This is a genomic window from Geodermatophilus sp. SYSU D00710, from assembly GCF_054050195.1.
The window spans coordinates 1-19,073 of record NZ_JBJGYX010000052.1; the positions used below are offsets into that span (position 1 = coordinate 1).

A 19,073-nucleotide genomic window follows, 5' to 3' on the forward strand; every position below is an offset into this window, starting at 1 on the left:
GCGCCGGCCCCCGCGGGGGCCGGCGCCGGGACGGCGATCTCCTGGGTGGCCGGCGAGGGCACCGGCGGCACGGCGAGCGGGCTGGTGGGCGGCGCGGCGGGCCGGACCGGTCCGGTGGCGGGGCCGCGCGCGGCGGTGGCCGACAGCGGCGGGGGTGGCGGCGGGGGCGACACGCGCCGGACGACCGGGATCGGCCCGGTGTCGGCGGCGTCGCCCGACGCGCCGGCCCCGGCGGCGTCGGGACGGGAGGTCATGGCAGGGCCCGGGTGAGCGGCTCAGACCTCGAGCAGCTCGCCCTCCTTGTTCTTCACGGCGTCGTCGATGCTGGCGACGTGCTGGGCGGTGAGGTCGTCGAGCTCCTTCTCCGCGCGGCGCACGTCGTCCTCGCCGGCCTCGCCGTCGCGGGCGATGCGGTCGAGCTCCTCCTTGGCCCGGCGCCGCACGTTGCGGATGGCGACCTTGGCGTCCTCGCCCTTGCTCCGCGCCATCTTCACCAGGTCGCGGCGGCGCTCCTCGGTCAGCTGCGGGAAGACGACGCGGATGATCTGGCCGTCGTTGGTGGGGTTGACGCCCAGGTCGCTGTCGCGGATGGCCCGCTCGATCGCCGAGAGCTGGCTGTTGTCGTAGGGCTTGATGACCGCCATCCGCGCCTCGGGCACGGTGATCGAGGACATCTGCGGCACGGGAGTCGGGGCGCCGTAGTAGTCGACGAGGATCTTGTTGAACATCGACGGGGCGGCGCGGCCGGTCCGCACCGAGCCGAGGTCCTCGCGCGCGACCGACAGGGCCTTGTCCATCCGCTCCTCGGCGTCGAGCAGGGTGTCGTCGATCACGGGTCTCTCCTCCTGCGGCGGGGCGTCCCGCCGTCTCTGCGGTGCGGCGTGCGCGAGGCGCGCCCGCTCAGCTGATCAGCGTCCCGATCCTCTCACCTGCCACGGCGCGGGCGATGTTGCCGTCGCTCAGCAGGTTGAAGACGACGATGGGCATGCTGTTGTCCATGCACAGGCTGATGGCCGTCGCGTCGGCGACCTTGAGCTGCTTGGCCAGCACGGTGGCGTAGTCGAGGTCCTCGTACAGGACGGCGTCGGGGTTGCTGCGGGGGTCGTCGTCGTAGACGCCGTCGACGCCGTTCTTGGCCATGAGCAGCACCTGGCAGCCGATCTCCAGGGCGCGCTGGGCGGCGACGGTGTCGGTGGAGAAGTACGGCATGCCGGCACCGGCGCCGAAGATGACCAGCCGGCCCTTCTCCATGTGTCGCACGGCCTTGCGCGGGATGTAGGGCTCTGCGACCTGGCCCATCTCGATGGCCGTCTGCACCCGGGTCTGCAGGCCGACCTGCTCGCAGAACGCCTGCAGCGCCAGGGCGTTCATGACGGTGCCGAGCATGCCCATGTAGTCGGCGTGCCGGCGGTCCATCCCGGCCTCGGCGAGCTCCGCGCCCCGGAAGAAGTTGCCCCCGCCGACGACGACGGCGACCTGCGTGCCGCCGCGGACGACGGCGGCCAGCTGACCGGCGATGGACTGCACGATGCCGGAGTCGACGCCGACGTTGCCGCCGCCGAAGGCCTCTCCGGAGAGCTTGAGCAGCACCCGCTTGTAGCCCCTGCCGTCGGCGGGCTGGAACGCGGTGGGTGCGGACAGCGGTGCGTGCGTCAGGGGGGTCGTCTGCGGCGCGGCGGTCTCGGTCAACTGCTCATCCCTCGCTCGACGTCGTTCTGCGTGATCCTGCCAAACGCCCCGGGTGGCGCCAGCCGGGGCCGGACAGCAGAGGACCCCGCCACCCCCACCTCGCGCGCTCGGCGCGGGCCCCTGGAGCGGGGCCGGGTGGGGACGACGGGGTCCTCCTGTGCGGCTCGTTACGCCTGGCCGACCTCGAAGCGGGCGAACCGCTGCACGGTCAGGCCGGTGTCGTCGAGGATCTGCTTCACCGTGCGCTTGGGCTCGGTGATCGACGGCTGCTCGAGCAGGACGAAGTCCTTGTAGTAGGCGTTGACCCGGCCCTCGACGATCTTGACGATCGCCTGCTCGGGCTTGCCCTCCTCCTTGGCGGTCTGCTCGGCCACGCGGCGCTCGGTCTCGACCGCCTCGGCCGGGACCTCGTCGCGGGTGAGGTAGCGCGGGCGGGCGGCGGCGATGTGCATCGCCAGCGACCGCGCGGCCTCCTCGTCGCCGCCCTGGTACTGCACCGCGACGCCGATGGCCGGGGGCAGGTCGGTGGCCCGCTTGTGCAGGTACACCGCGGTCGGGCCCTCGAAGGTGGCGAAGCGGGACAGGACGAGCTTCTCGCCGATGCGGGCGGACTCGCCCTCGATGAGCTGGGCGACGGTCTGCCCGTCGACCTCGGTGGCCAGCAGCGCGTCGAGGCTGGCCGGCGACTTCTCGAGGACGATCTCGATCAGCCGCTCGGCGAGCGCCACGAAGTCGGCGTTCTTGGCGACGAAGTCGGTCTCGCAGTCGAGCTCGAGCAGCGCACCGTGCTTGCTGACGACGATGCCGTTGGTCGTCGAGCGCTCGAGGCGCTTGCCGACGTCCTTGGCGCCCTTGATGCGCAGCAGCTCGATGGCCTTGTCGTATTCGCCGTCGGCCTCGGTCAGGGCCTTCTTGGCGTCCATCATGCCGGCGCCGGTGGCGTCGCGGAGCCGCTTGACGTCGGCGGCGGTGAAGGCAGGCATGTCACTTCCTCACGGATCTGGAGCGGATGGGTGCGGACGTGCCGCGGCGCCGCCGCCCGACCCGGTGGGGGCGGGGCGGCGGCGCCGGCGGGTCAGCCGTTCTGGGCGCCCTGGGTGCCGGTGGCGGTGTCGCCGGTGGCGGGCACGCCCTCGACCGGGGCGACCTGCTCGGCGGTCACGGCCGGCGGGGCGACGGGGGTCTCGGGCAGCGGGGTCGCCTCGGCGTCCGCGGCCGGGGCGGCGTCGGACTGGCCGGTGAGCAGCTCGCGCTCCCAGTCGGCCAGCGGCTCGCCACCGCCGATGGCCGGCTCGCCGCCGTCCTCGCGACCGGCGTTGGCCTGCGCGGCCGAGCGGGCCATGAGGCCCTCGGCGACGGCGTCGGCGACCACGCGGGTCAGCACGGTGATGCTGCGGATCGCGTCGTCGTTGCCCGGGATCTTGTAGTCGACCTCGTCGGGGTCGCAGTTGGTGTCGAGGATCGCCACGACCGGGATGCCCAGCTTCCGGGCCTCGCCGACGGCGATGTGCTCCTTCTTGGTGTCGACGATCCAGATGGCGCTGGGCACCTTCTGCATGTCGCGGATGCCGCCGAGGCTGCGCTCGAGCTTGGCCTTCTCGCGGGTCAGGCCCAGCTGTTCCTTCTTGGACAGGCCGGCCATGACGCCGGTCTGCTCCATGTCCTCGAGCTCCTTGAGCCGCTGGAGCCGCTTGTGGACGGTGGAGAAGTTGGTGAGCATGCCGCCCAGCCAGCGCTGGTTCACGTAGGGCATGCCGACGCGCTGCGCCTGCTCGGCGACGACCTCCTGCGCCTGGCGCTTGGTGCCGACGAAGAGGATCGAGCCGCCGTGCGAGACCGTCTGCTTGACGAACTCGTAGGCCGAGTCGATGTACCCGAGCGTCTGCTGCAGGTCGATGATGTAGATGCCGTTGCGCTCGGTGAAGATGAACCGCTTCATCTTGGGGTTCCAGCGACGGGTCTGGTGCCCGAAGTGGACGCCGCTGTCGAGCAACTGCTTCATGCTGACGACTGCCATGGCCGCAGCCTTCCTGTCTGCGCGCGACCGCCGGGCGGCCACGCTCCTCGGTTGACGCGGGCGCCGGGTGACGGCCCGCCCTGGCGTCCCGCGGCGCCACCGACCCGGTGCGAGACCGGGACCGAGGTGGGGCTGCCCCGCCGGTGCGGCGGGAGGAGGACGCGCGGAGTCGACCCGAACGGACGGGTCGCACCGGACAGCATACGCCGTGCTGACGGGGCTCCTCCCCCGCCGTCCGGTCCGTCCACAGGTGGGGGCGGTCGGCCCGTCCGGGGTCGGCGACGGCGCAGGCTCGGGCGCGTGCCCGCCCGCCTGCTCCTCGTCCTCCTCGTGGCCTGCGCGGCCGCCCTCGCCCCCGTCGCGGCGGTCGCCGGGCCGGCCGCTCCGGCCGCAGCCCCGCCGTGGGTGTCCCCGCTCGGCGACCCGCCGGTGGTGACCCGGCCCTTCGCTCCCCCGCCCTCGCCGTACGGGCCCGGGCACCGTGGCGCGGACCTCGCAGGAGCGCCCGGCGACGTGGTCCGGACGGCCGGCGACGGCGTCGTCGCCTTCGCCGGGATGGTCGCCGGGCGGCCGGTGGTCAGCGTCGACCACCCCGACGGGCTCCGGACGACCCACGAACCGGTCACGCCCACCGTGGGCGCCGGGCAGGCGGTGCGGCGCGGCGACCCGCTCGGCACGCTGGTCGCCGGCCACGAGGGCTGCCCCGTCGCGGCGTGCCTGCACTGGGGCCTCCGGCGGGGCGAGACCTACCTCGACCCGCTGTCCCTGCTGCGCCCGCCGCGGGTGCGCCTGCTGCCGGTCGGGTGACGCGTGCGGACCGCTGCCCGACCGGCCGCCGCCCCTAGCCTGCGCGGGGTGCAGACCGAACGGGGCCTCGACCGTTTCGTCACGTTCCTCGACGCGGTCGTCGCCATAGCCATCACCCTGCTGGTGCTGCCGCTGACCGAGCTGCTCGACGGCGCGGGGCCGCGGACCGGCCTCGGCACGCTGCTGGCCGACGAGTCGTCGCAGATCGGCGCCTTCTCCCTCAGCTTCGTCGTCATCGCGCGGCTCTGGCTGGTACACCACCGGGTGGTCGAGACCGTGGGGTCCTACGACCGGGCATTCCTCACCGCCAACCTGCTGTGGATCCTCACGATCGTCCTGCTCCCGTTCGCCACTCAGGTGTCGGCCCGGTACGGCACCGACCGGCCCGCGGTCGCGCTCTACATCGGCACGATCACGCTGAGCTCGTTCTGCCTCACGACGATCAGCCTGCTGCTGTGGCGGCGCCCCGCCCTGCGCCGCGACGCAGCAGCGCCGGTCGGACCTCCGTGGCCGTCACTGGTCGCCAGCGGGCTGTTCCTCGCCGCCCTGTCGGCCGGCACGCTGCTGCCGGGCGTGCACTACTGGGCGATGTTCCTGCTGTTCCTGTCCGGGCCGATCGAGGCCGCGCTGCGGCGCCGCGTTGCCGCCTGATCCCCGCTCGCCGCCACGTCGGTGACGTGCTCGACCACCGGAAACGGGTCGTAGAAGCTGTGCAGCAGCGCCTTCCACTCCTGGTGGGCGGCCGAGCCGCGGAACTCCTCCGTGTGGTCCTCCAGCCGCTCCCACTCGACCAGGAGCAGGTAGGTGCCCGGGCGCTCGAGGCAGCGGGACAGCCGCATCGAGCGGGACCCCGGGGACGCCTCGACGATCGGCCGGGCGCGCGCGGATGCCGCCTCGAAGGCGTCCTCCCGGCCGGGGCGGACCGGGAGGAGCGCGTGCTCGAGCACCACCGCCGCCTCAGGCGATGTCGGCGAGCTTGGTGCGCAGGTGGAGCACGGCCTTGGTGTGCAGCTGGCAGATGCGGCTCTCGGTGACGCCGAGGACGCGGCCGATGTCGGCCAGGGTCAGCCCCTCGAAGTAGTAGAGGCTGACGACGACCTTCTCCCGCTCGGGCAGCTGCTCGACGGCGCGGGCCAGGAGCTGGCGGGACTCGCCGTGCTCGGCGACGGCCTGCGGGTCGAGCGCGTTGGCGTCCTGCAGCGTGTCGACCAGCCGGGGCGCGCCGCCGTCGTCGTCGGTGAGCAGCTCGTCGAGGGCGACGACGTTGACCAGCGACAGCTGGCCGAGGAACCGGCGCACCTCCTCGACGTCCATGTCCATCTCCGCGGCGATCTCCTCGTCGGTCGGGCTGCGCTGCAGCCGGCTCTCGAGGGCGGCGACCGTGCGCTCGAACTGCCGGGCGCGGTTGCGCACCGACCGCGGGATCCAGTCGGTGCTGCGGAGCTCGTCGATGATCGCGCCGCGGATGCGGGCCATCGCGTAGCTCTCGAACTTGACCTCGCGCGAGGGCTGGTAGCGGGTGATCGCGTCGATGAGGCCGAAGGTGCCGTAGGACACCAGGTCGGCCTGCTCGACGTGCGCGGGCAGGCCGCTGCCGACCCGGCCGGCGACGTACTTGACCAGCGGCGCGTAGTGCAGGATCAGCCGGTCGCGCAGCGCGGGCGCGCGGTCGGCGACGTACTGGGCCCACAGGTCGGCGAGGGCGGCGTCGGCGTCCTCGTCGGGGTGGCCGCCGATCCGGTGGATGGTCGCCTCGGGCACGTCAGGACTCCCCGCTTCGTGGTGGGCTCGGGCCCCGCGCTGGCGCGGGGGAACGGTGGTGGAGATCGCGTCGGGCACGGGGCACCGCTCAGGCTCTGGGGTGGGCCTGGGCGTGCACGGCTCGCAGCCGCTCGACGGTCACGTGCGTGTAGATCTGCGTGGTGGCGAGGCTAGCGTGGCCGAGCAGCTCCTGGACCGAGCGGAGGTCGGCGCCGCCCTCGAGCACGTGGGTGGCGGCGGAGTGGCGCAAGCCGTGCGGCCCGACGTCGGGGGCACCGGGGGCGCGGGCGACGGCGGCGTGCACCGTCCGGCGGGCCTCGCGCGGGTCGAGCCGGCGGCCGCGGAGCCCCAGCAGCAGCGCCGGGCCGGACTCCGCGGTGGCCAGCGCCGGGCGGCCGCGCACCAGCCAGGCGTCGAGGGCCCGCTCGGCGGGGGCGCCGTAGGGGACGCTGCGCTCCTTGCGGCCCTTGCCCAGGACCCGCAGCAGCCGCCGGCCGCGGTCGACGTCGTCGACGTCGAGGCCGACCAGCTCGCTCACCCGGATGCCGCTGGCGTAGAGCAGCTCCAGCACGACGGCGTCGCGCAGTCCCACCGGGTCCTCCGCGCCGGCGGTGGACTCGACGACCGCGCGGGCCTGGTCGGGGGCGAGCACGTCGGGCAGCGTGCGGTGGGCCTTGGGGCTGACCAGCCGCAGGCCCACGTCCTCGGGGGTGAGCCCGGAGCGGCGCAGCCACGCGGTGAGGGACCGGGCCGCGGCCGCGCGCCGGGCGGTGGTCGCCCGGCCGGCGCCCTTCGTCCGGCCCTGGGCGAGCCAGCTGCGGAGGGTCGCGAGGTCGAGCTCGTCGACGCGGGTGCCGCCGCGCCGGGCCAGGTGGTCGAGCAGCCACACGGCGTCGGTGACGTATCCGCGGACGGTGTGCGGGGACAGGTCCCGCTCACCGGTCAGGAACTCCTCGTAGCCCTCGAGCGCCGCCGCGAGCGCCGGGGGCAGCGCGGCGCGGGCGTCGGCGGTCCGGGCGGTCACGGTCCGACCGTCCGACGGCGCCGTCGCCCGGTCAAGGCGCCGCGCCGGTCGGCGGTCGGCGACGGAACCGGCGTCCCACCCTCCTCAGCGCACCCGGCGCTGCTCCTTCGGCGGTGGGGTCAGGCGCCAGCCGGTGCCGGTCCACTGGACGAGCTCGGCGACCTCGAGCGCCGGGAGCACCCGCATGGCCTCCAGCGGGTCGCAGCCGGCGACCGCGGCCAGCCGCTCGGCGCTGACGCCGACACGCACCGGGCAGGCGTCGAGGACCCGGCGGGCGAGGTCGGACAGGCCGTCACGCGGGGAGTCCGGCCGCTCCACCGGGGCGGCGAGGTCCTCGCCCAGGCTGCCGACCGCCTCGATGACCTGCGCGGCGTTGCTCACCAGTCGGGCACCGGTGTCCTCCTCGCGCAGCAGCTCGTGGCAGCCCACCGACATCGCGCTGGTCACCGGGCCGGGTACGACCAGCACCTGCTTGCCCAGCCCGCGGGCGCGCCGGGCGGTGGCCTGGGCGCCGGAGCGGGCGGCGGCCTCGACCACCACGGTGCCCCGGGTCAGCCCGGCGATGATCCGGTTGCGGACCAGGAAGCGGTGCCGGTGCGGCGCCGCGCCCGGCGGCCACTCGCTGACCAGCAGCCCGCCGCCGTCGACGATCCGCTCGAACACCGCCGAGTGCGCCGCCGGATACGCCCGGTCCACGCCGCAGGCCAGCACCGCGACGGTGGGCGCCCCGACGGCCAGCGCGCCACGGTGCGCGGCGACGTCGATGCCGTAGGCGCCTCCGGAGACGACCGTCCAGCCGCGCTCGCCCAGCTGCGCGCCGAGGTCGGCGGCCACGTGCTCGCCGTAGGCGGTCGACGCCCGGGCGCCCACCACGGCCACCGAGCGGTCGACGGTCTCGTCGAGCCGGGCGTCGCCGCGCACCCACAGCGCCAGCGGCGGCACCAGCGCGGTCGTCCGGTCACGCCGGCCGCTGCCGTCACCGCGACCGACCCCGTCGCCGTCCCCGCCACCGCCATCGACCCCGTCGCCGTCCCCGCCACCGACACCGCCGCAGGCGGCCAGCGTCAGCGGGTGCAGGGGCAGCGCGGGCCACTCGTCGTCCTCGGGCACCACCAGCCGTGCGCCGCAGCGCTCGGCGCGGCGCAGGTCGGCCAGGCTGGCGTCCTGGTCCGCTCGGGCGCCGACCAGCCCGCGGACCGACGGCGGCGCCGTCCCGGCCCGCAGCGCCGCGACCGCCGCGGCCGGGCCGGCGTCCTCGACGAAGCGCCAGAGGTCGACCGAGCCCGGCTCGGCCGCGCGGGTCAGCCAGGCCCGCGCCCGCCGCAGCCCGGCGGCCCCGTCGGCCGAGCGCGGGTCCTCGACCGCCGCGGCCAGGTCCTCCTCGAGGGCCGGCGCGCTCACGCCGCCGCCCGCTGCAGCCGCATGCCCAGCGCCTCGGCCACGTCACCGGCGCCCGGGACCGTCCGGCCGGCCAGGTCCGCCACGGTCCACGCCACGCGCAGCACCCGGTCCAGCCCCCGCACCGACAGCATCCCCCGGTCGAGCGCCCGCTCGGCGAGGGCCAGCGCCGGACGCGGCACCGGCCAGCGCTCGCGCAGCAGCCGGCCGGGCACCTGGCTGTTGAGGACCAGGCCGGTCCCCCGCAGCCGGGCGGCCGCGGCCTCCCGCGCGGCGGCGACCCGGGCGGCCACCGCGGCGGTGGACTCGGGCGCCACGTCGGTGGCCAGCCACGCGGCCCGCGTGACCGGCGGCAGCTCCACCCGCAGGTCGATCCGGTCGAGCAGCGGGCCCGACAGCCGTGACCCGTAGCGGCGCCGCTCCAGCGGGCTGCAGGTGCACGCGGCGTCCCCGGCCGCGCTCGCGCACGGGCAGGGGTTGGCCGCCAGCACCAGCTGCGCGCGGCACGGGAAGGTCGCCGACCCCGCCGCCCGGCTGATGGTCACCGACCCGCGCTCCAGCGGCTGGCGCAGCGTGTCCAGCGTCGCCCGCGGGAACTCCGGCGCCTCGTCGAGGAAGAGCACCCCGCGGTGGGCCCGGCACAGTGCCCCGGGGCGGATCGCGCCCGACCCGCCGCCGACCAGGGCCGCCATCGTGGCCGAGTGGTGCGGCGCCTCGAACGGCGGCCGGCCCACCAGCGGCGCACCCGGCGGCAGGGTGCCGGCGACCGAGTGGATGGCGGTGACCTCGAGCGCCGCCGCCTCGTCGAGGACCGGCAGCAGCCCGGGCAGCCGCTCGGCGAGCATCGTCTTGCCCGCACCGGGCGGGCCGCTGAGGAACAGGTGGTGCCCGCCGGCGGCGGCCACCTCGACCGCGCGTCGGCCCGCGGCCTGGCCGACGACGTCCCCGAGGTCGGGGACGGGTGCCGGGGGCGGCAGTGGCCCCCGGACGTGCGGCACGAGGCGGGCGCGGCCGGACAGGTGCGCCACCAGGTCGCCCAGCGTGGCCGCGGCCAGCACCTCCACCCCGGCGACCAGCGCCGCCTCGTCGGCATTGCCGGCCGGGACGACGACGGTGGCGTGCCCGGCCCGGGCCGCGGCCAGCACCGCCGGGAGGACGCCGCGCACCGGACGCACCGAGCCGTCGAGGCCGAGCTCGCCGAGCAGGACCAGGCCGTCGGCGGCGTCGGCCGGCAGCGTGCCCGCCGCCGCCAGGACCGCGGCAGCCAGTGCGAGGTCGAACCCGCTGCCCTGCTTGGGCATCGACGCCGGGGACAGCCCGATGGTGATCCGGCGCATCGGCCACGGAGCGCCGGTGTTGACGACGGCGGCTCGCACCCGGTCGACCGACTGGCGCACGACGGCGTCGGGCAGGCCGACCAGCACGACGCCGGGGAGGCCGGCGGACATGTCGACCTCGACCTCGACCATGGCGCCGGAGACCCCGGCCAGGCCGACCGACCAGGTGCGGGCGAGGGTCACGAGAACGCCCCGCGCAGGTGGGTGACCACGGCCGGGCCGACCGCCGGGACGAGCACGCCGACGACGTCGAAGCGCAGGTCCGGCGCGTGCTGGTCGTGGGCGGCGAGCCAGCGCTGGGCCAGCGTGCGCAGCCGCCGCCGCTTGGCCGCCGGCACCGCCTCCACCGGGTGGCCGAAGCCGGTGCCGCGGCGGGTCTTCACCTCGCAGAAGACGATCGCCGCGCCCTCGCGGGCGACGATGTCGAGCTCGCCGTCGCGGCAGCGCCAGTTGCGGTCGAGGACGCGCAGCCCGGCGTCGGTGAGGTAGGTCGCGGCGATCGACTCGCCGCGGCTGCCGAGTTCGGTGGTCGTGGACACCCGCCGACCGTCGCCGGTCGAGACGCCGGGAGTCGGACAGGGACGCCGCCTGTGGACGGCGGACCGGGCTGTGGACGGCGGGGACGGTCCCGTCGGCCCGGGCGGTCAGCCTCCCGGGCGTGCGGATCGGATCAGGTGATGCGCGGCCCGTCGGGCAGCTCGAGGTCGGGCTTGTCGAGCTCCTCGACGTTGACGTCCTTGAACGTCAGCACCCGCACGTTGCGCACGAACCGGGCCGGGCGGTACATGTCCCAGACCCAGGCGTCGGAGAGCTTGAGCTCGAAGAACACCTCGCCGCCGGCCTCGCGGACCTGCAGGTCGACGGCGTTGGCCAGGTAGAAGCGGCGCTCGGTCTCCACCACGTAGGTGAACTGACGGACGATGTCCCGGTACTCGCGATAGAGCTGGAGCTCCATCTCGGTCTCGTACTTCTCCAGGTCCTCGGTGCTCATCGCGGCTCTCCGGAGATCGTGCGCATGCCCCCATCATCGACCATGCCGCCCGCGGCGGTGAGCTGGAGTCCACGTCCGGCCTGCGCGTCGCGGGCGCGGACGACGTTGACGAACCGGGACCGGTGCTCGGGGCAGGGACCGTGACGCTCGAGCGCCGCGGTGTGCGCGTCGGTCGTGTAGCCCTTGTGCACCGCGAAGTCGTACTCCGGGAAGCGCTCGTGCAGGTCGAGCATCATCCGGTCCCGGGTGACCTTCGCCAGCACCGACGCCGCCGCCACGCAGGCCGCGACCCGGTCGCCCTTGCACACGGCGAGGGTCGGCACGCCCAGCCCGGGCACGGCGAAGCCGTCGGTGAGCACGTAGTCGGCGGCGGGGTCGAGCGCGCTCACCGCGCGGCGCAGCGCCTCGAGGTTGGTGACGTGCATGCCGCGGGCGTCCAGCTCGGCCACCGGGACCGCGACCACCGACCAGGCGAGCGCGCGGCCGACGACCTCGTCGTAGACGCGCTCCCGGGCGGCGGCGGTCAGCAGCTTGGAGTCCGCGAGCCCGGGGACGCGGCCGCGGCGGCCGGCCGGCAGGACGCAGGCAGCGGCCACCAGCGGGCCCGCGCACGCGCCGCGCCCGGCCTCGTCGGCGCCGGCCACGGCGGCGAAGCCGCGACGGCGCAGCGAGCGCTCCATGTCGTAGAGCGCGTCGCCGGGGGTGTCGGTGCCGGCGGCCGCGAGCACGGCGGGACGGCGGGTCCGGGCGGCCGGTGCGGCGGCGGCCCGGTGGGCGGGGGGAAGACGGCCTGCCATCGCCGTCCGACACTACGACGCCGCACCGACGGGCCGGGCCGGCGCCCGGCGGGACGACCGCGGGCCGGTCCCCGGGGTCAGAGGGGACCGGCCCGCGGACCGGAGCGGGCCGGGAGGCCCGCGGTCCGGACCGCCGAGGAGGCGGACGGTCCGGAAGACGATCTGGAACGGCTCCTTCGCAGGGGCCCGCCGCGAGCGGAGCGAGCGGTGGGGGCGAAGGAGCCCTTCGTCAGGCCTCCACCGGGGAGGGGGCGGTCAGGCCGTGGGCGCCGCAGGTGCAGGCACCCGAGCCGCGGGAGGAGAGGACGAGCGAGACCGCGTGCGCCCGGTCGCGGGCACCCAGCTTGCGCAGGATCGCCTTGACGTGCGACTTGACGGTGTCCTCGCTGATGAACAGGTTCCGGCCGATCTGCCGGTTGGACTGGCCCTGCAGGAGCTCGTCGAGGACGTCGGACTCGCGGCGGGTCAGCGGCACCTCGGGGGTCAGCGGCTTGCCCACCGGGGCGGCGCTGGGCTCGACGCGGCGGATCTGCGGGTCGACCACGGTGCGGCCGGCGCGCGCAGCCAGGATGGCCCAGCCAAGCAGGGTCGGCGAGGTGTTGAGCATCAGGTACCCGCGGACACCGGCGGCGACGGCCTCGTTCACCACGGCCGGGTCCTCGGAGGTGGCCAGCGCGACGACGGCGACCCGCGGGAAGCGGCGGCGCAGGTCGCGGACGACGTTGAGGGTGGCCGCGCGCCCGGCGCCCAGCTCCACGACCACGGCGTCGGGACGGGCGGTCTCGACGAGGGTCAGGGCCCGGCGCAGCTCGCCCGGGGTGCCCACCGACTGCATGCCGGCGGTCTCGTTGACCATGCTGACCAGGCCGCGGCGCAGGACGGGGGCGTCGGCGAGGAGGAGCACGCGGGTGACGCCGCGGGTGGCGCTCGCCAGGGGTGCGGACACGACTTACTCCATTTCGGGAACCGGATTGTTCTCACCTACTCCATCGGGCGGTATTGACCCTTGCTTGAACACTTTCTGAGGATTTCTGTGCGGCCCCGGTTGCGCGGTGACAGTCACAGGAGAAACGCCACTCGGCGACCCGCCGGGCATTGTCGACATGGCGATGACCATTTCGGGAATGGTCCGGCATGCCGGTCCGTGAACGGCGACGGCGCCGTCCCTGGTGCGGGACGGCGCCGTCGGAGGAGACGGGGAGGGTCAGCCCGGTGGCGGGCGCAGGCGTCGGCTGCGGTTCCAGATCGCCACCGGCAGCGCGCCGGCCAGGCCCATCCCGAGGGGCAGCGCCGACCCGACCGTGCCGGCGGCCTCGGCGGCCGCAGCGGCCTCCAGGCCCTGGATGTCCGGGGAGTCGAGGGTGCCGAAGCGGTCGATCGGCCACACGATGAGCGCGGCCTTGCCGATGACGTCGTCGACGGCGATCGTGCCGCCGTAGCGGTCGCCGATGTGGGAGCGGGAGTCCGCGGAGGCCGAGCGGTGGTCGCCCATGACCCACAGGCGGCCCTCGGGCACGGTGACCGGGCCGAAGGCGCGGCGCTCCAGCGGGGAGTTCTCGTAGACGTAGGGCTCGTCGATGGGCTCGCCGTCGACGGTCACCCGGCCCTCGGCGTCACAGCACTGCACGGTCTGCCCGCCGGTGGCGATGACCCGCTTGACGTAGTCGTCCTCGCTGGGCGGCGCGACGCCGACGGCGCGGCCGAGCCACAGCAGCGCGCCGGTGAACCAGTTGGACGGCTCCTCGATCTGGACCTCGGGCACCCAGGTGTCCGGGCCCTCGAACACCACGATGTCCCCGGGTTCGGGATCGCCGAACCAGTACGGGACCTTGTTCACCAGCACCCGGTCGCCGGTGCAGCCCGGGCACCCGTGCAGCGTCTGCTCCATCGACCCGGACGGGATGAAGAACGCCTGCGCCAGGAAGGTCTTGACCAGCAGCGCCAGCACAAAGGCCACGACCAGCAGGATCGGCAGTTCCCGCAGCAGCGAGCTCTTCTTCTCCGGCTGGGCGGGCCGGCGTCGCCAGGTCCGGCGGGACGGGGTGCCCTCGGGCGGGGGGTCCTCCCCCGGGACGACGTCGGCGGGCCCCCCGGACCGGTCACTGCTCATCGGGAGTCAGCGTACGGCCGTGGAGGACCCGCCGGGGGAAGGCCCGGTCGCCCCGGGCCTCGGCGTCGTGCGGAGCCGTCAGCGCGCGACGGTCTCGCGCTTCTCCTTGATCTTGGCGGCCTTGCCGCGCAGCTCGCGGAGGTAGTACAGCTTGGCGCGACGCACGTCACCGCGGGTGACGACCTCGATCTTCTCGACGACCGGGGTGTGCACCGGGAAGGTGCGCTCGACGCCCACGCCGAAGCTGACCTTGCGGACGGTGAAGGTCTCGCGGATCCCGCCGCCCTGGCGGCGGATGACCACGCCCTGGAAGACCTGGATGCGCGAGCGGTTGCCCTCGACGACGCGGACGTGCACCTTGACGGTGTCCCCGGGGCGGAACTCGGGGATGTCGTCGCGCAGCGAGTCGGCGTCGAGTACGTCCAGGGTGTTCATCGCAGCATTCCTCGGTCTCAGCAGTGGCTCGTCGTCGGCCCGGCAGCGGGGTGCCCCACGCTCCGGACCAGGTGTGCGGCTGCGACTCCGGGAGGGAGTGCCCGTCGGCGGGCGCCTCCGGTCTGCAGCGACTCTCTACTGTGCCACATCCGGGCCGGCGTGCCGAGCGCGGGAGGTCAGTCGACCACGCGGGGTGGCCGGCGCCACGGCCCGGTGAGCAGCTCGGGCAGCACGGCGGCCAGCTCCCGGGGCGCGAACTCCTCGTCGCTCGCGGCGACCTCCTCGGCCGTCCACCAGCGGTGCGGCTCCTCGCCGAGCAGCTCCAGCTCCGTGCGGCCGGCGGGGTCGACCTCGTGGACGACGTCGCGCAGCACGAAGAAGGTCTCGCGGCTGTCGACGTCGACGCCGGCGAACGGGCCCACGTGCCGGCGGAGCCACACCGGCCCCTCGAGCGCGGCCGGCTCGACGACCAGCCCGATCTCCTCGGCCAGCTCCCGGACGGCGGCCGCGCGGACGCTCTCGCCGTCCTCCACTCCCCCGCCGGGCGTGTACCAGAACAGCACGTCCCCGGGCGGGACAGCGGGGTCGGTCAGCCGGGCACCGAGCAGCAGCACCCGCCCGTCGGGGTCGAGGACGACGACCCGCGCGGTCGGGCGCACCCACGGCCGGTCAGGCACCGTCGAGGACCGCCCGGTCGGCCGGGGTCAGCGCGTCCTCGGGCAACGCGGCCAGCAGGTCGGGACGGCGCTCGGCGGTGCGCCGCAGGGACTCCGCGCGCCGCCAGCGCGCCACCGCGGCGTGGTCGCCCGACAGCAGCACCGGCGGGACGCCGAGACCGCGCCACGACGCCGGCCGGGTGTAGGAGGGGCCCTCGAGCAGGCCGTCGGCGTGCGAGTCGAACTCCACCGACTCGCGGTTGCCCACGACGCCGGGGATCAGCCGGGTCACCGCCTCGACCATCACCAGCACCGCCGACTCGCCGCCGGCCAGCACGTAGTCGCCGATGGAGACCTCGGAGACCGGGCCCGACCGGGCCGCCCACTCGGCCACCCGCTGGTCGATGCCCTCGTAGCGGCCGCAGGCGAAGACCAGGCCGGGCTCGGCGGCCCACTGCGCGGCGACGGCCTGGGTGAACGGGCGCCCGGCCGGTGTCGGGACGACCAGCCGCGCGCCGGGCGGGCGGACCGCCTCCAGCGCCCGCGCCCACGGCTCCGGGCGCATGACCATGCCGGGACCGCCGCCGTAGGGGGCGTCGTCGACGGTGCGGTGCACGTCGTCGGTCCACTGCCGCAGGTCGTGCACGCCGACGGAGACCAGCCCGCGCTCGGCGGCCTTCCCCAGCAGCGACTGCCGCAGTGGGGCCAGGTACTCGGGGAAGATGGTGACGACGTCGACCCGGAAGCCGCTCACAGGTCGAGCAGCCCCTCGGGCGGGTCGACGACCACGACACCGCCGGCGACGTCGACGGTCGGCACGATCGCGGCGACGAACGGGACCAGCAGCTCGCCGTCGCCGGTGCGGCGCACGACCAGCAGGTCGGCGCCCTCGTGGCGGACGGCGGTGACCTCACCCAGCGGCGAGCCGTCGGGGAGCCGCGCGGCGAGCCCGACGAGCTGGTGGTCGTAGTACGTGTCGGGGTCCTCGAGGTCGGGGAGCTCCTCGACCGGGACCTCGAGCAGGGTGTCGCGCAGGGTCTCGACCGCCTCGCGGCTGTCGTACCCCTCGAAGGCGAGCAGCAGCACCTCACGGTGCCAGCGGGCGCCGGCGACGGTCAGCGGTCCTCGGCCGGCGGGGTCGGTGCGCAGCACCGCGCCGGGACGGAACCGGGCGTCGGGGTCGTCGGTGCGGACCTCGACGGTGGCCTCACCGCGGACACCGTGGGGCCGGCCGATGCGGCCGACCACCACGGTGTCCGGTGGAGTGGGTCCCACGTCCGGGACGCGGGGGCTCAGCGCCCGTCGGTGTCGACGACGTCGACCCGCAGGCCGCGGCCGCCGACCCCGGCCATGACGGTGCGCAGGGCCTTGGCCGTGCGGCCGCCACGGCCGATCACCTTGCCGAGGTCGTCGGGGTGGACCCGGACCTCGAGGGTCTTGCCGCGGCGACCGCCGACGAGGTCGACGGTGACCTCACGCGGGTGGTCGACGATGCCCTTGACCAGGTGCTCGAGCGCCTCTTCGAGCACGTCTTACTCGGCGGGCGTCTCGGCCGCGGCGTCACCGGCGGGGGTGTCGGCGGCGGCGGTGTCCCCGGCGGCGTCGGCCTTGGGGGCGGCCTTCTTCTTCGGGGTGGTGGCACCCGCGGCCGGCTCCTCGCCGGAGCTGCGGACGGCCTCCTCGTAGAGGGCCTTGCGGTCGGGCTTGGGGGCGGCGACCTTCATGGGCGGCGGAGCCGGCTCGCCCTTGAACTTCTGCCAGTCACCGGTGACGCGGAGGATGGCCGCGACGGCCTCGGTGGGCTGGGCGCCGACGCCGAGCCAGTACTGCGCGCGCTCGCTGTCGACCTCGATGAAGGAGGGGTCCTCCTTCGGGTGGTACTTGCCGATCGTCTCGATCGAGCGGCCGTCGCGCTTGGTGCGCGAGTCGGCGACGACGATGCGGTAGTACGGAGCACGCATCTTGCCCAGACGCATGAGCTTGATCTTGGTGGCCACGGTGGCTCGGATTCTCCTCGAACGCTGTTCGTCGGTGCTCGCCGGACGGACGCGTGGGGTTACGCCGGGGCGGAGCCAGGGACACGGCCGACGTCGGTGAGAGGGCCGCGCGCCGCCGTGTTCGACCGTCCATGATGCCAGACGCGGCGGGACGTGCAGGAACCAGGCGGGGTCGGCTCCGCCACGCCTCCGGCGGTCAGGCGCCCGCTGACGCGGATCCGCCCCGGACCTCGGCGAGCACGGCGGCCGCGGCGTCGGCCACGGCGACCTCCCTCCGCTCCCCGGTGACCCGGTCGCGCACCTCGACCACGCCCTGCGCCAGCCCGCGGCCGACGGTGACGATCGTCGGCATCCCGAGCAGCTCGGCGTCCTTGAACTTCACGCCGGGCGACACCTTGGGCCGGTCGTCGTAGAGGACCGTCAGCCCGGCCGCGACCAGCTCCCCGGACAGGGCCTCGGCGGCCTCGAAGACCGCGGCGTCCTTGCCGGTGGCGACGACGTGGACGTCGGCCGGGGCGATCTCCCGCGGCCAGACCAGACCGAGCTCGTCGTGCATGGACTCGGCGATCGCGGCCACGGCACGGGAGACGCCGATGCCGTAGGAGCCCATCGTGACGGTCACGAGCTTGCCGTTCTGGTCGAGCACCTGCAGGTCCAGGGCCTCGGCGTACTTGCGGCCCAGTTGGAAGATGTGCCCGATCTCGACGCCGCGGGCCAGCTCCAGCGGGCCCGAGCCGTCGGGCGCGGGGTCCCCGGGCAGCACCTCGGCGGCCTCGACGGTGCCGTCCCAGGAGAAGTCTCGGCCGGCGACCAGGTCGAACACGTGCTTGCCGGGCGCGTTGGCGCCGGTGACCCACCGGGTGCCGGGCACCACCCGCGGGTCGACGAGGTAGCGGATGCCCGACTCGCTGTCCTTGCCGAGCACCTGGGGGCCGATGTAGCCCTTGACCAGCGCGGGGTGCCGCTCGAAGTCGGTGAAGGGCTCCACCTCGGCGGGAGCCACCTGGGCCTCGAGCCGCTTGGCGTCGACCTCGCGGTCGCCGGGGATGCCCACGACGAGCGGCTCGCGGGTGCCGTCGGGGTGCACCAGCGTGACGACGACGTTCTTCAGCGTGTCGGCGGCGGTGTACCCGGCGTCGGGGAACAGCTGCCGCGCGACGGCGACCAGCGTCTCGATGGTCGGGGTGTCGGGGGTGTCCTCGACGTGCGCCTCGGGCAGGCCGTCGATCGGCAGGGGGTCGGGGACGACGGTGCCGACCGCCTCGACGTTGGCGGCGTACCCGCCGGGCGAGCGGACGAAGGTGTCCTCGCCGACCTCGGTGGGGTGCAGGAACTCCTCGCTCTTCGAGCCGCCCATGGCCCCCGACATCGCCGAGACGATGACGTAGTCCAGGCCCAGCCGGTCGAAGATCCGGATGTAGGCGGCGCGGTGCGCGGCGTAGGAGGCGTCGAGGCCGGCGTCGTCGACGTCGAAGGAGTAGCTGTCCTTCATCGTGAACTCGCGGCCGCGGAACAGCCCGGCCCGCGGCCGGGCCTCGTCCCGGTACTTGGTCTGGATCTGGTACAGCGACAGGGGCAGGTCCTTGTACGACGAGTACAGGTCCTTCACGAGGAGCGTGAACATCTCCTCGTGGGTGGGCCCGAGCAGGAGGTCCGTGCCCCGGCGGTCCTGGAGCCGGAAGAGGTTGGGGCCGTACTCGGTCCAGCGGTTGGTCGCCTCGTAGGGCTCCCGCGGCAGCAGCGCCGGGAAGTGCACCTCCTGGGCGCCCAGAGCGTCCATCTCCTCGCGGACGACCCGCTCGACGTTGCGGAACACCCGGTAGCCCAGGGGCAGCCAGGTGAAGCCACCCGGCGCGGCCCGCCGGATGTAGCCGGCCCGGACCAGGAGCCGGTGGCTGGGGACCTCGGCGTCGGCCGGGTCGTCGCGCAGGGTGCGCAGGAACAGCGTGGACATCCGCAACAGCACGGGGAGAGTCTCCCAGGCCGCGCGAGCCGGTTCTGCGGACACCGGTGCACGTCCCTGCCAGTCGCTCGCAATCGCGCCGCAAGGGGAC

At 75.1% G+C, this 19,073-nt stretch carries 23 protein-coding genes and 1 pseudogene; 2 read left to right on the plus strand and 22 right to left on the minus strand.

Annotated elements, in window-relative coordinates; genetic code table 11:
- The 5 genes and pseudogenes from ACI78U_RS19290 to rpsB all read right to left on the minus strand — a co-directional run.
- Positions 1–254: pseudogene (locus ACI78U_RS19290) on the minus strand (hypothetical protein); the annotation flags it as partial.
- Between the two features lie 21 nt (positions 255–275).
- Complete coding sequence (gene frr, locus ACI78U_RS19295; RefSeq protein WP_456877006.1) at positions 276–833, minus strand: ribosome recycling factor; 558 nt, start codon at positions 831–833, stop codon at positions 276–278.
- 67 nt (positions 834–900) lie between these two features.
- Positions 901–1,689 carry a UMP kinase gene (gene pyrH / locus ACI78U_RS19300; RefSeq protein ID WP_456877007.1) on the minus strand — a complete coding sequence of 263 codons (789 nt, stop codon included), beginning with the start codon at positions 1,687–1,689 and terminating at the stop codon, positions 901–903.
- 167 nt (positions 1,690–1,856) lie between these two features.
- Positions 1,857–2,672 carry a translation elongation factor Ts gene (gene tsf / locus ACI78U_RS19305; protein ID WP_456877008.1) on the minus strand — a complete coding sequence of 272 codons (816 nt, stop codon included), beginning with the start codon at positions 2,670–2,672 and terminating at the stop codon, positions 1,857–1,859.
- Between the two features lie 92 nt (positions 2,673–2,764).
- On the minus strand, positions 2,765–3,706 hold the full coding sequence (gene rpsB / locus ACI78U_RS19310) for a 30S ribosomal protein S2 (protein WP_456877009.1): 942 nt from the start codon (positions 3,704–3,706) through the stop codon (positions 2,765–2,767).
- A 300-nt stretch (positions 3,707–4,006) separates the two neighbouring features.
- Between rpsB and ACI78U_RS19315 the strand changes: the two genes are divergently transcribed.
- Both ACI78U_RS19315 and ACI78U_RS19320 read left to right on the plus strand, forming a co-directional pair.
- Positions 4,007–4,513 (plus strand): M23 family metallopeptidase, encoded by a 507-nt coding sequence (locus ACI78U_RS19315; protein ID WP_456877010.1) that lies wholly within the window; start codon positions 4,007–4,009, stop codon positions 4,511–4,513.
- Positions 4,514–4,561: 48 nt separating this feature from the next.
- On the plus strand, positions 4,562–5,164 hold the full coding sequence (locus tag ACI78U_RS19320; RefSeq protein WP_456877011.1) for a TMEM175 family protein: 603 nt from the start codon (positions 4,562–4,564) through the stop codon (positions 5,162–5,164).
- On the opposite strand, the gene ACI78U_RS19325 is transcribed toward ACI78U_RS19320, so the two are convergent.
- The 17 genes from ACI78U_RS19325 to ACI78U_RS19405 form a co-directional block, all read right to left on the minus strand.
- On the minus strand, positions 5,092–5,463 hold the full coding sequence (locus tag ACI78U_RS19325) for an antibiotic biosynthesis monooxygenase family protein (RefSeq protein ID WP_456877012.1): 372 nt from the start codon (positions 5,461–5,463) through the stop codon (positions 5,092–5,094). The two genes, ACI78U_RS19320 and ACI78U_RS19325, sit on opposite strands and share 73 nt — an antisense overlap.
- A gap of 7 nt (positions 5,464–5,470) precedes the next feature.
- Positions 5,471–6,274 (minus strand): RNA polymerase sigma factor WhiG, encoded by an 804-nt coding sequence (whiG, locus tag ACI78U_RS19330; RefSeq protein WP_456877013.1) that lies wholly within the window; start codon positions 6,272–6,274, stop codon positions 5,471–5,473.
- A gap of 88 nt (positions 6,275–6,362) precedes the next feature.
- Positions 6,363–7,298, minus strand: coding sequence for a tyrosine recombinase XerC (locus ACI78U_RS19335; protein WP_456877014.1), 936 nt, complete (start codon positions 7,296–7,298; stop codon positions 6,363–6,365).
- Positions 7,299–7,382: 84 nt separating this feature from the next.
- The gene (gene dprA, locus ACI78U_RS19340; protein ID WP_456877015.1) at positions 7,383–8,699 is read right to left on the minus strand and encodes a DNA-processing protein DprA; all 1,317 of its coding nucleotides are present in this window, start codon (positions 8,697–8,699) and stop codon (positions 7,383–7,385) included.
- The gene (locus tag ACI78U_RS19345; protein ID WP_456877016.1) at positions 8,696–10,216 is read right to left on the minus strand and encodes a YifB family Mg chelatase-like AAA ATPase; all 1,521 of its coding nucleotides are present in this window, start codon (positions 10,214–10,216) and stop codon (positions 8,696–8,698) included. Before ACI78U_RS19345 ends, dprA begins: the two co-directional genes overlap by 4 nt.
- Complete coding sequence (locus ACI78U_RS19350) at positions 10,213–10,572, minus strand: YraN family protein (protein WP_456877017.1); 360 nt, start codon at positions 10,570–10,572, stop codon at positions 10,213–10,215. Before ACI78U_RS19350 ends, ACI78U_RS19345 begins: the two co-directional genes overlap by 4 nt.
- 131 nt (positions 10,573–10,703) lie before the next feature.
- A complete protein-coding gene (locus tag ACI78U_RS19355; protein ID WP_387993427.1) occupies positions 10,704–11,024 on the minus strand; it encodes a DUF2469 domain-containing protein in 321 nt (106 codons plus the stop codon).
- The gene (locus tag ACI78U_RS19360) at positions 11,021–11,821 is read right to left on the minus strand and encodes a ribonuclease HII (RefSeq protein ID WP_456877018.1); all 801 of its coding nucleotides are present in this window, start codon (positions 11,819–11,821) and stop codon (positions 11,021–11,023) included. Before ACI78U_RS19360 ends, ACI78U_RS19355 begins: the two co-directional genes overlap by 4 nt.
- Before the next feature lie 229 nt (positions 11,822–12,050).
- Complete coding sequence (locus ACI78U_RS19365; RefSeq protein WP_456877019.1) at positions 12,051–12,767, minus strand: LuxR C-terminal-related transcriptional regulator; 717 nt, start codon at positions 12,765–12,767, stop codon at positions 12,051–12,053.
- A 258-nt stretch (positions 12,768–13,025) separates the two neighbouring features.
- Positions 13,026–13,931 (minus strand): signal peptidase I, encoded by a 906-nt coding sequence (lepB, locus tag ACI78U_RS19370; protein WP_456877020.1) that lies wholly within the window; start codon positions 13,929–13,931, stop codon positions 13,026–13,028.
- Between the two features lie 78 nt (positions 13,932–14,009).
- Positions 14,010–14,366 (minus strand): 50S ribosomal protein L19, encoded by a 357-nt coding sequence (gene rplS, locus ACI78U_RS19375; protein ID WP_456877021.1) that lies wholly within the window; start codon positions 14,364–14,366, stop codon positions 14,010–14,012.
- 176 nt (positions 14,367–14,542) lie between these two features.
- Positions 14,543–15,043 (minus strand): NUDIX hydrolase, encoded by a 501-nt coding sequence (locus tag ACI78U_RS19380; RefSeq protein WP_456877022.1) that lies wholly within the window; start codon positions 15,041–15,043, stop codon positions 14,543–14,545.
- Positions 15,036–15,776, minus strand: coding sequence for a tRNA (guanosine(37)-N1)-methyltransferase TrmD (gene trmD, locus ACI78U_RS19385; protein WP_456877023.1), 741 nt, complete (start codon positions 15,774–15,776; stop codon positions 15,036–15,038). Before trmD ends, ACI78U_RS19380 begins: the two co-directional genes overlap by 8 nt.
- Positions 15,773–16,297, minus strand: a complete 525-nt coding sequence (rimM, locus tag ACI78U_RS19390) for a ribosome maturation factor RimM (protein WP_456877024.1) — start codon at positions 16,295–16,297, stop codon at positions 15,773–15,775. Before rimM ends, trmD begins: the two co-directional genes overlap by 4 nt.
- A gap of 17 nt (positions 16,298–16,314) precedes the next feature.
- Entirely contained in the window at positions 16,315–16,551 is a 237-nt protein-coding gene (locus ACI78U_RS19395; RefSeq protein ID WP_456877025.1) for an RNA-binding protein, read from the minus strand.
- A gap of 3 nt (positions 16,552–16,554) precedes the next feature.
- The gene (rpsP, locus tag ACI78U_RS19400) at positions 16,555–17,019 is read right to left on the minus strand and encodes a 30S ribosomal protein S16 (protein WP_456877026.1); all 465 of its coding nucleotides are present in this window, start codon (positions 17,017–17,019) and stop codon (positions 16,555–16,557) included.
- A 196-nt stretch (positions 17,020–17,215) separates the two neighbouring features.
- Positions 17,216–18,985 (minus strand): proline--tRNA ligase, encoded by a 1,770-nt coding sequence (locus tag ACI78U_RS19405; RefSeq protein ID WP_456877027.1) that lies wholly within the window; start codon positions 18,983–18,985, stop codon positions 17,216–17,218.
- Positions 18,986–19,073 lie beyond the last annotated feature (88 nt).

What these genes read in the sequence shown, in the direction of transcription:
- rplS (WP_456877021.1), bottom strand. Translation starts at nt 14,366, where the DNA reads ATGAACACCCTGGACGTACTCGACGCCGACTCGCTGCGCGACGACATC.
- ACI78U_RS19355 (WP_387993427.1), bottom strand. Translation starts at nt 11,024, where the DNA reads ATGAGCACCGAGGACCTGGAGAAGTACGAGACCGAGATGGAGCTCCAG.
- ACI78U_RS19360 (WP_456877018.1), bottom strand. Translation starts at nt 11,821, where the DNA reads ATGGCAGGCCGTCTTCCCCCCGCCCACCGGGCCGCCGCCGCACCGGCC.
- lepB (WP_456877020.1), bottom strand. Translation starts at nt 13,931, where the DNA reads ATGAGCAGTGACCGGTCCGGGGGGCCCGCCGACGTCGTCCCGGGGGAG.
- rpsB (WP_456877009.1), bottom strand. Translation starts at nt 3,706, where the DNA reads ATGGCAGTCGTCAGCATGAAGCAGTTGCTCGACAGCGGCGTCCACTTC.
- tsf (WP_456877008.1), bottom strand. Translation starts at nt 2,672, where the DNA reads ATGCCTGCCTTCACCGCCGCCGACGTCAAGCGGCTCCGCGACGCCACC.